This is a genomic window from Micromonospora sp. I033 (assembly GCF_053890995.1).
Map to the genome: position 1 here is coordinate 1 of NZ_JBSSLX010000224.1, position 9,049 is coordinate 9,049.

General features: G+C 74.8%; 8 protein-coding genes. 7 read left to right on the top strand and 1 reads right to left on the bottom strand.

Annotation, left to right across the window (positions count from 1 at the left end; all coding sequences use genetic code 11):
• From ACW0Q9_RS26130 to ACW0Q9_RS26140, 3 genes are all read left to right on the top strand, one after another.
• On the top strand, positions 1-749 hold a 749-nt coding region (locus ACW0Q9_RS26130; protein ID WP_456185698.1), incomplete at its 5' end, for a carbon-nitrogen hydrolase family protein.
• Positions 750-809: 60 nt separating this feature from the next.
• Positions 810-1,454: an HAD family hydrolase gene (locus tag ACW0Q9_RS26135; protein WP_456185700.1), complete on the top strand. Its 645-nt coding sequence runs from the start codon at positions 810-812 to the stop codon at positions 1,452-1,454.
• A 162-nt stretch (positions 1,455-1,616) separates the two neighbouring features.
• Positions 1,617-2,540 (top strand): serine protein kinase RIO, encoded by a 924-nt coding sequence (locus ACW0Q9_RS26140; protein ID WP_456185702.1) that lies wholly within the window; start codon positions 1,617-1,619, stop codon positions 2,538-2,540.
• 69 nt (positions 2,541-2,609) lie between these two features.
• Here the strand turns inward: ACW0Q9_RS26140 and ACW0Q9_RS26145 are convergent, their stop codons facing one another.
• Positions 2,610-2,858, bottom strand: a complete 249-nt coding sequence (locus tag ACW0Q9_RS26145; protein WP_456185704.1) for a DUF2630 family protein — start codon at positions 2,856-2,858, stop codon at positions 2,610-2,612.
• A gap of 371 nt (positions 2,859-3,229) precedes the next feature.
• On the opposite strand from ACW0Q9_RS26145, the gene ACW0Q9_RS26150 reads away from it, so the two are divergent.
• From ACW0Q9_RS26150 to ACW0Q9_RS26165, 4 genes are all read left to right on the top strand, one after another.
• Positions 3,230-4,618 (top strand): cytochrome P450, encoded by a 1,389-nt coding sequence (locus ACW0Q9_RS26150; protein ID WP_456185706.1) that lies wholly within the window; start codon positions 3,230-3,232, stop codon positions 4,616-4,618.
• Positions 4,615-5,490, top strand: coding sequence for a terpene synthase family protein (locus ACW0Q9_RS26155; RefSeq protein WP_456185708.1), 876 nt, complete (start codon positions 4,615-4,617; stop codon positions 5,488-5,490). The genes ACW0Q9_RS26150 and ACW0Q9_RS26155 overlap by 4 nt, the downstream gene beginning before the upstream one ends.
• Positions 5,487-7,052: a prenyltransferase gene (locus ACW0Q9_RS26160; protein ID WP_456185710.1), complete on the top strand. Its 1,566-nt coding sequence runs from the start codon at positions 5,487-5,489 to the stop codon at positions 7,050-7,052. Before ACW0Q9_RS26155 ends, ACW0Q9_RS26160 begins: the two co-directional genes overlap by 4 nt.
• An 80-nt stretch (positions 7,053-7,132) precedes the next feature.
• On the top strand, positions 7,133-9,049 hold a 1,917-nt coding region (locus ACW0Q9_RS26165), incomplete at its 3' end, for a nitrate- and nitrite sensing domain-containing protein (protein ID WP_456185712.1).

Genomic DNA, 9,049 nt, shown 5'->3' on the forward strand with positions numbered 1-9,049 from the left:
TCGTCGGCCGGGCCGCCGGCGCCCGGGTGGTGGTGCTGCCCGAGCTGTTCCTGCCCGCGTACCACCCGCCGACCCTGGGCGCCGACCCGACCGGCACCGACGTGGCCGCCGACGCCGAGGGCCGGGTCGACGACCCGCGGCTGGACCCGCTGCGCGCGGCCGCCCGAGACGGCGGGGCCAGCGTGGTGATCGGTGCGGCCGTCCGCCACCCCGACCGGCGGCGCACCATCTCCTCGCTGGTGGTCGACCCCACCGGCGCGGTCACCGCCGGGTACGACAAGCAGCAGCTCTGGGGCGGCGAGCGCGAGCTGTTCGAGCCCGGCCGGCGGGGTGCCACGCTGCTGGTCGACGGCTGGCACCTCGGCCTCGGCATCTGCTACGACGGCTGCTTCCCGGAGCACGGCCGGGCGGCGGCCCACGACGGGGCGCACGGCTACCTCTGCCCGAGCGGCTACCTGGCCGGCTCCGAGCACCGCCGCGACCTCTACTACGCCGCGCGCGCCCTGGACAACACGATGTACGTGGTCTTCGCCAACGCCGTGGGCGGCGCGGACCCGTGGCGCTTCAACGGCGGGGCCGCGATCTACGAGCCGGAGGGCCGGCCGCTGGCCCGGGGCGCGGACACCGGCGAGGACGTGCTGGTGGCGACCCTCGACCCGGCCGCCCTCGCGGCCACCCGGGCGGCCCACACCATGCTCGCCGACCGCCTGCCCGACCAGGGCCTCGCCCGAACGACGCTCGTCGGCTGACGGACGGTGTGGTGCCCACGGGCCTGTCGGTGGCGCACCCCGGTCCCGTAGGGTTCGCGCGTGCCGTTGCTCCTGCTCGATCTGGACAACACCCTGCTCGACCGCGAGGGGCCGTTCCGGGCCTGGGGTGAACAGTTCCTGGGCAGCATCGGCGCGCCGCCCACCGACATCGACTGGTTGCTCTCGGTGGACGCCGACGGCCTCACCGACCGGTGGGACGTCGCGGACGCCATCCGGGACCGCTACGGGCTGCGCATGCCCTCCATCGACCTGGTCGAGGAGCTGCACGACGGCGTCGTGGCGTTCACCAGGCTGGACCCCCTGGTGGCCTGCGCGCTGCGGATCGCCGACGACGCCGGCTGGGTGCCGGTGGTGGTCACCAACGGCACCTCCCGCCAGCAGGACGCCAAGATCCGCCGGACCGGGCTGGACCGGTACGTCGCCGACTGGGTGATCTCCGAGGAGGCCGGCGTCAGCAAGCCCAACCCGCGGATCTTCGCGCTGGCCGCCCAGCGGGCCCGGATGCCGCTGCGGGGTGCCTGGGTGATCGGCGACAGCCCGGAGGCGGACATCGGCGGGGCGACCGCCGTCGGGCTGCCCAGCGTCTGGCTGCACCGCGGGCGCCGCTGGTCGGACGCCCGCTTCGCGCCCACCCGGACGGCGGACGGGCTGATCGCCGCGGTGGCGGCGGTGCTGGCCGGCTGAGGCGGTAATTCGGTTGACCCGCCCGGGGCCGCCCGTGACCATGGTGCGGCGCGAGGGCGCAGCCGGGCGGTGCCCGGTCGAGGAGAGGAGGTCGGTCATGGCCGTCTTTGCAGGGTCGTACCACCTGCCTCCACCAGCCTCGATCGAAGGACCGATCCACCCGTGCGCGATCACGACTTCCCGGCGCCGCAGCGCCGTGGCCGCGGCAAGAGCCGCTTCGACGACGACGAACCCCATTTCCTGAAGCGGGGCCGGCACGCCGAGCCGGCCCTCGCCGACCCCGACGCCGAGCCGGACGCGGAGGACGCCTGGTCCTCCTGGGACCAGGCCGTCCACGGGCCCGCACCCCACCCGGAGTGGCTGGTCACCGAGCTGGCCGCGAAGGACACCGAGCTGGGCGTGCTGAAGACCGGCAAGGAGGCGGACGTCCACCTGGTCCGCCGGGCCGTGCCGGACACCGACCGCGGCTGCCTGCTGGCCGCCAAGCGGTACCGGGACCCCCAGCACCGCCTCTTCCACCGCGACGCCGGCTACCTCGAAGGACGCCGGGTGCGCCGGTCCCGGGAGATGCGGGCGATGGCCGGCCGGACCTCGTTCGGCCGCCAGATGATCGCCGGGCAGTGGGCGGCGGCCGAGTTCGCCGCGCTCGCCCGGCTCTGGGAGATCGGCGCCGCCTCCGGGCGGATCGCCGTGCCCTACCCGGTGCAGCTGCTCGGCACCGAGCTGATGCTGGAGTTCGTCGGGGACGCCGAGGCGGGCGAGGCCGCGCCCCGGCTGGCCCAGCTCCGGCCCGAGGGCGCCGACCTGCGCGACCTGTGGGAGCAACTGGTCGAGGCCCTGGTGGTGCTGGCCCGTGCCGGGTACGCCCACGGCGACCTGTCCCCGTACAACCTGCTGGTGCACGCCGGGCGGCTGGTCATGATCGACCTGCCGCAGGTGGTCGACGTGGTGGCCAACCCGCAGGGGGCGGAGTTCCTGGCCCGGGACGTGCGGGTGGTCGGCACCTGGTTCGCCGCCCGCGGCCTGCCCGACACCGACCCGGAGGCGCTGACCGAGGTGCTGCTGCGGGAGGCGGGCCTCCGCTGACCACGCCGCGTCCCGGGCGGGAAACGGTCCCGCCCGGGACGCGGCGCGCGGCCGGCAGCCGGCCGGGTGTCACTGGAGGTAGCGCTCGACCTCGGTCACGGGGCGCTGGCCCTGGGCGTCCGGGTCGCCGTGCGCCTGGCGGGCGGCCCGGCGGCGGCGGAGCAGGTCCCAGCACTGGTCGAGGGACTCCTCCAATGCCCGCAGCCGCTCCCGGGCCTCGTCGTCGGTGCCGGCCTCGTGTTCCTGCGCGGCGGCGCGCAGCCGGTGCTCCTCGTCGACGAGTTCGGAGATCCGGCTCAGGATGGTCTTGTCGTCCATGCCCGAAGCTTGGCACAGGGGGCGGTCACGCGCCCGCGTTCTCCCCAGTCGGCCGGCGGGAGTTGATCGCCCGGGGCCGCCCGCCGGGCGGGGGGCGGCCCGGGCCGGTCGCGGCCGGTGGTCGACGGTCCGTGCGGACGGACCTGCGCCGGGAGCCGGCAGCACGTTCCATGGTGGACGGAGGCCCCACGCCGGAAGCCTTTCGGCGTGACGCAAATCCCACCGGCTCCATTGTCGACAGCGGGATTGTTCTGCAGTGAGATATTTTCCGGTCCGTCTTTTGATCCGTCGTTCAGGATGGCATGCTCGCGGGCAACGTCACGGGTCATGACGACCTCGCGACCCTGGGTACAACTGAGGGAGCCATTCACGTGGACGAGTCGCCGGCCAGGCCCCGGCCCACCGGGCGGCCCCGCCCCGTACCCCTGCGGCAGATCCTGCCCGGCATGCTCCGCGACCCGGCCCGCGCGCTCATCGACGTGGGCAACCGCACCGGGGGCGCGCTCGTCCGGCTGAACCTCGGCTCGTTCCGCCCGTACCTGGTCACCCACCCCCGGCACGTCCAGCACGTGCTGCGCGACCGCGCGGAGAACTACGAGCGGGCCGGCGACGGGCTGTTCTGGCGCCCGGTGAAGCGGCTGTTCGGCGAGGGCATCCTCGGCGAGGGGCAGATCTGGTCGGCCAGCCGCCGGATGCTCCAGCCGATGTTCACCGCCAAGCGGGTCGAGGCGCTCATCGACGGCATGGCCGACGCGATCCGCGACGCCGTCGACGAGCTGGACGAGCCGTTCCGGAGCGGACGCCCCGTCGACATCGGCGCCGAGCAGGCCCGGATCGTCAGCCGGGCGATCATGCGGGTGCTCTTCGCCGACAAGATCTCCGTTCCGGACGCGCTGCGGGTGATCGACGCGCAGGACGTCATCGCCTCCGCGGTGATCCCCCGGATCATCGTGCCGTTCGCCCCACTGTCCCTGCCGATGCCGGGGGACCGCCCGTTCCGCCGCGCGGTCCGCGTCGTCGACGAGGTGCTGGTGCCGATCGTCCGGGCGACCCGGGCCGTGGCCGACCAGGGCGACGACATCATCTCCACGCTCTGGCGCGCCCGCACCGACGACGGCCGGCAGCTCGACGAGCGGCAGGTCCGCAACGACACCGTGGCCATGTTCGCGGCCACCACCGAGACCACCATCAACGTGCTCACCTGGGCCTGGCCCCACCTGGAGCAGCGCCCCGACGTCGCCGACCGGCTCTACGCCGAGATCGACCGGGTGGTGGGCGGCGAACCGGTGCGCCGCGAGCACCTCGCCGACCTCACCTACACCCGCATGGTCCTGGACGAGCTGCTCCGGCTCTACCCGATCGGCTGGATCATCCCGCGCCGCGCGGTGGCCGCCGACGTCATCGACGGCGTGCCCATCGAGGCCGGAGCGACCATGGTGGCCAGCCCGCTGATCACCCAGCGGATGCGGCAGTTCTGGGACCGGCCGGAGGAGTTCGACCCGGAACGGTTCCGGCCCGAGCGGGTGCGCGCCCGGCACCGGTACGCCCACTTCCCGTTCGGTGGCGGCCCGCACCAGTGCCTCGGGATGTACCTGTTCTACCTGGAGGCGCAGCTCATCCTCGCCACGATGCTCAGCCGCTACCGCTTCCGGCTGCGGCGTCCCGGCGTACCCGGGTTGCGGCTGGCCGCGGCGCTGCGGCCCCGGGAGCGGGTCGAGCTGACCCTGCTCGCCGCCGACCGCCGGGCGGAGCCGGCATGACCGGCGGGGAGGTACCGGATCCGGTCGCCGCCGCGGCGGAGCAGGGGCGGATCTGCGCGCTCGCCGCCCGGGGCCAGCGTGACCTGCAACGGTGTGCCGCCCGGCACGCCGAGCTGTTTCCCGGCCGGCCCTTCGACGCGACGCTGTTCAGCAGCATCGCCCTCGCGATGTCGTTCAGCGCCCCCTGGTGCACCGCCGAGGAGCTGGCGGTGACCAACCGCGCCGTGCTCTGGGGCTTCGCGGTCGACTGGCAGGTGGACCACCTGGCGGCCTCCCGGTCGGAGGTCGACCGGATCGTCAAGACCTGCCTCGCCGTGGTCGACGGCGCCGCGCCCGACGACCCGCTGGGCCGGTTCCTCGCCGAGCTGCGCGACGACCTCGCCGCCAGCCCGGGCTACGCGGAGTTGCGCGGGCCGTGGCGGGACGCGATGGAACGCACCCTCGACGCGATGGCCCGCGAGTGGGACTGGAAGCAGGCCGACCGACCCACCCTCGCCGACTACCTGGCGAACGCCGACAACCTCGCCGCCACCGTGGTGAACGTGGCGCACTGGATCCACACCGGAGACGCCGGCACACACCGCGCGCTGCCCCGGCTGATCGCGGCGAGCGACGAGGTCCAGCGGGCCCTGCGGCTGGTCAACGACCTCGGCACCCACCAGCGCGACCGGGAGTGGGGCGACCTCAACGCGCTCATGCTGGTGGACGAACCGGCGGAGATCGAGCGACGCCTGACGGAACAGGCCGGCCACTGCCGGCGGCTGCTGGCCGACCTGGCCCCCGACTGCCCCCGGCAGGCCGACTTCCTCGCCCGGCAGCTCGGCTTCACCAGCGGGTTCTACCGGCTCACCGACTTCTGGGGCGTCCGGTGAGCCTCACCGCCGGTCGCGCGCCGCTCACCTGCCCCGACGACCGGCGCGCCGAGCAGGTCCGGGACCTGGTCGCGGCCATGGTGGCCAACCCCGCGGGGGAGACCTCCGCGTCGGTCTACGAGACCGGCCGGCTGGTCGGCCTGGCGCCCTGGCTGCCCGGCCACGACGTCCGCGTCTCCTGGCTGCTCGACCGGCAGCGCGCCGACGGCGGCTGGGGCGGCCCCGGCGGGTACGCCCTGGTGCCCACCCTGAGCGCCACCGAGGCGCTGCTGACCGTGCTGCGCCGGGGCGACCACGGCACCGCCGCGGCGCTGGCCGGCGCGGCGCACCGGGGCCTGGCCTTCCTGGCCGGCGCCCTCGACGCCGGCGCCCCGCCCGACCTGCCCGCCACCGACCTGATCGTGCCGGCGCTGCGGGAGGCCGTCGACCGGCACCTCGCGCAACCCCCGGCCGGGCTGGCCGAGTGGGCCGGGGTGCGGCTGCCGCTGCCCGCCGGTCTCGATCCGGGCCGGCTGGCCCGGGTACGCGGCCTGCTGGCCGCCGGCCGACCGGTGCCGGAGAAGCTGGCGCACGCCCTGGAGGTGGGCGGCGACCAGGCCCGCCGGGCGACCGGGGTACGGCCCGCCGAGGCGGGCGCGGTCGGTGCCTCGCCCGCCGCGACGGCCGCCTGGCTCGGCCGCCCCGATCCCGGACCCGCCCTGGACTACCTGCGCCGGGTCGGCGGGCGCGGGCCCGTCCCGTGCGCCAGCCCGATCACCGTCTTCGAGCGCGCCTGGGTGCTCGGCATCCTGGCCCGGGCCGGCGTGCCGCTGACCGTCCCCGGGTCGCTCGTGGCCGAGTTGCGGGCGGCCGTCGGCGTGGCCGGCGCGGCCACCGGTCCCGGACTGCCCGCCGACGCCGACACCACCTCGGTGACCCTCTACGCGCTCGCCCGGCTGGGCCGGCCGCTGGACCTGTCCCGGCTCGACCCGTACGACACCGGGCGGCACTTCTGCACCTGGCCGGGGGAGGACGGGGCGTCGGTGACCACCAACGCGCACGTGCTCGACGCCCTCGCGCAGCACCCCACCCACCCCGGCGTCGCGGCCACCGTGGACCGGGTCGCCCGCTGGCTGGTCGAGCGGCAGGAGCCGGACGGGCGGTGGAGCGACCGCTGGCACGCGTCGGCGTACTACGCGACGTACTGCGTGCTGCTCGCGCTCGCCGACCACGCCTCCGACGCGACGGCCCGGGCCGCGGTCGAGCGGGGGGTCGGCTGGCTGCTGGAGACCCAGCGCGCGGACGGCTCCTGGGGGCGGTGGGGCGGCACCGCCGAGGAGACCGCGTACGCGGTGCTCGCGCTGGCCGCCACCGGTCGGACGGGGGACGCCCGGGTCGCCGCGGCGCTCGGGCGGGGACGGCGCCGACTGTCCGAGTGGGACGGACGCGCCCGCGGGCCGGCGTTGTGGCACGACAAGGACCTTTACCGTCCGACATTGATCGTGCACGCGGCCGTGCTGGCCGCGTCCTGGTCAGACGGCATGTCGACCGGGGTCGGCAACACCATGATCAGGATCGCTTGAATGGAGTTCACGACGGCTGCTAGCGTGCGCCGGAGTCGATCGGATTTCGGACTGATCGAATACCGGGCCAGGACGGTGTGATGGGTTCCCGCAGTACGAATCTCCGTACGAAGATCATCGCCCTGCTGGCGTCCCTGATCGCGCTCTGGGCCTTCGCCGCGTGGGTGACCGTCCGGGACGGCTTCAACCTGCTCGGTGTGCAGGCGCTCAACACGCGGGTCTTCGAGCCGAGCGACCCGCTGCTGCTCCAGCTTCAGAACGAGCGGCGGCTGTCGCTGCTGTACCTGGGACAGTCCGACCCGGACCAGCTCCAGGAGCTGGTCGCGCAGCGGCAGCGCACCGACGACAGCGCCGCGACGCTGTGGCGCTCCGCGCAGGACTGGCGCACCGAGATCCCGGCCAGCAACGAGCTGGAGCAGCGGATCGCCGAGCTGAAGACCCAGGTCGAGCAGCTCGGCGAGGTACGCGCCGAGGTGGCCCGCAAGACCATCGACCGGACCGCGACGCTGGCCGCGTACAACGAGGCGGTCGACGCCATCTTCGGGGTCTTCGACGCGCTCGGCGGTCTGGACGACGACGAGATCGCCCGGGACACCGCCGCGCTGATCAACCTGAACCGGGCCCGGGAGCTGCTGTCCCAGCAGGACGCGCTGCTGACCGGCGCGGTGGCCGCCAACCGGATGACCGTGTCCGAGCAGACCGCCTTCGCCCGGCTGGTCGGCGCCCAGTGGTTCCTCGCCGACCGGACCGCCCGCGACCTCGCCCCGACCGACCGGGCGCGCTACCAGCAGATGACCGAAGGGGAGTCGTTCCGGCAGCTGCGCGCCCTCCAGGACCGGGTGCTCGCGGCCAAGGGCACCGAGGTCCGCCCGCCGGTGACCGCCACGGCCTGGCAGGCCGCCGCGAGCCGGTCGATGGAGGACCTGCGCGGCGTCATCATCGCCGGCGGCGAGGACATCGTGTCCCGGGCCACCCCGGTCGCCGTCGGCGTCATCGTCCGGCTGGTGCTCGCCGCCGGCCTCGGCCTGATCGCGGTCATCGCGTCCGTCATCGTGTCCATCACCACCGCCCGGGCGCTGGTCCGGCAGCTCGAACGGCTGCGCGAGGCGGCGTTCCGGCTGGCGAACGAGCGGCTGCCCAGCGTGGTGGAGCGGCTGGGCCACGGCGAGGAGGTCGATGTCGCCCGCGAGGCGCCGCCGCTGCAGACCGGTGACGACGAGATCGGGCAGGTCGGCAAGGCGTTCAACGCCGTGCAGGAGACCGCCATCCGGACCGCCGTCGAGCAGGCCGAGCTGCGCCGCAACGTCCGCGAGGTCTTCCTCAGCCTGGCCCGGCGCACCCAGGCGCTGGTGCACCGCCAGCTCACCCTGCTCGACGCGATGGAACGCCGGGAGCACGACGCCGAGGAGCTGGAGGATCTGTTCCGCGTCGACCACCTGGCCACCCGGATGCGGCGCAACGCGGAGAACCTGATCGTGCTCTCCGGCTCGACGCCGGGTCGGGCGTGGCGGCGCAACGTGCCGATGGTCGACGTGGTGCGCGGCGCCGTCGCCGAGGTCGAGGACTACACCCGGGTGACCGTGCGGCCGCTCGGCCCGGTGTCGCTGACCGGTCGGGCCGTCGGCGACGTCATCCACCTGCTGGCCGAGCTGATCGAGAACGGCCTCTCCTTCTCGCCGCCGCACACCACCGTCGAGGTACGCGGCCAGCTGGTGGCCAACGGCTTCGCCATCGAGATCGAGGACCGCGGCCTCGGCATGGGCGCGGAGGAGCTGGCCGCCGCGAACCGGCGCATCGTGGACCGGTCCGAGCTGAACCTGGCCAACGCCGCCCGGCTCGGCCTCTTCGTGGTCAGCCGGCTCACCGAGCGGCACGGGGTGAAGGTGCAGCTCAAGGAATCGGCGTACGGGGGCACGACGGCCGTGGTGCTGATCCCCGCCGAGCTGGTCACCCAGGACGGGCCGGACCCGAACACCTCCGGCGGCTTCCCGGTCGCT

Coding starts and splice junctions, on each gene's coding strand:
- ACW0Q9_RS26155 (WP_456185708.1), top strand. CDS start 4,615: ATGACCGGCGGGGAGGTACCGGATCCGGTCGCCGCCGCGGCGGAGCAG.
- ACW0Q9_RS26145 (WP_456185704.1), bottom strand. CDS start 2,858: ATGGACGACAAGACCATCCTGAGCCGGATCTCCGAACTCGTCGACGAG.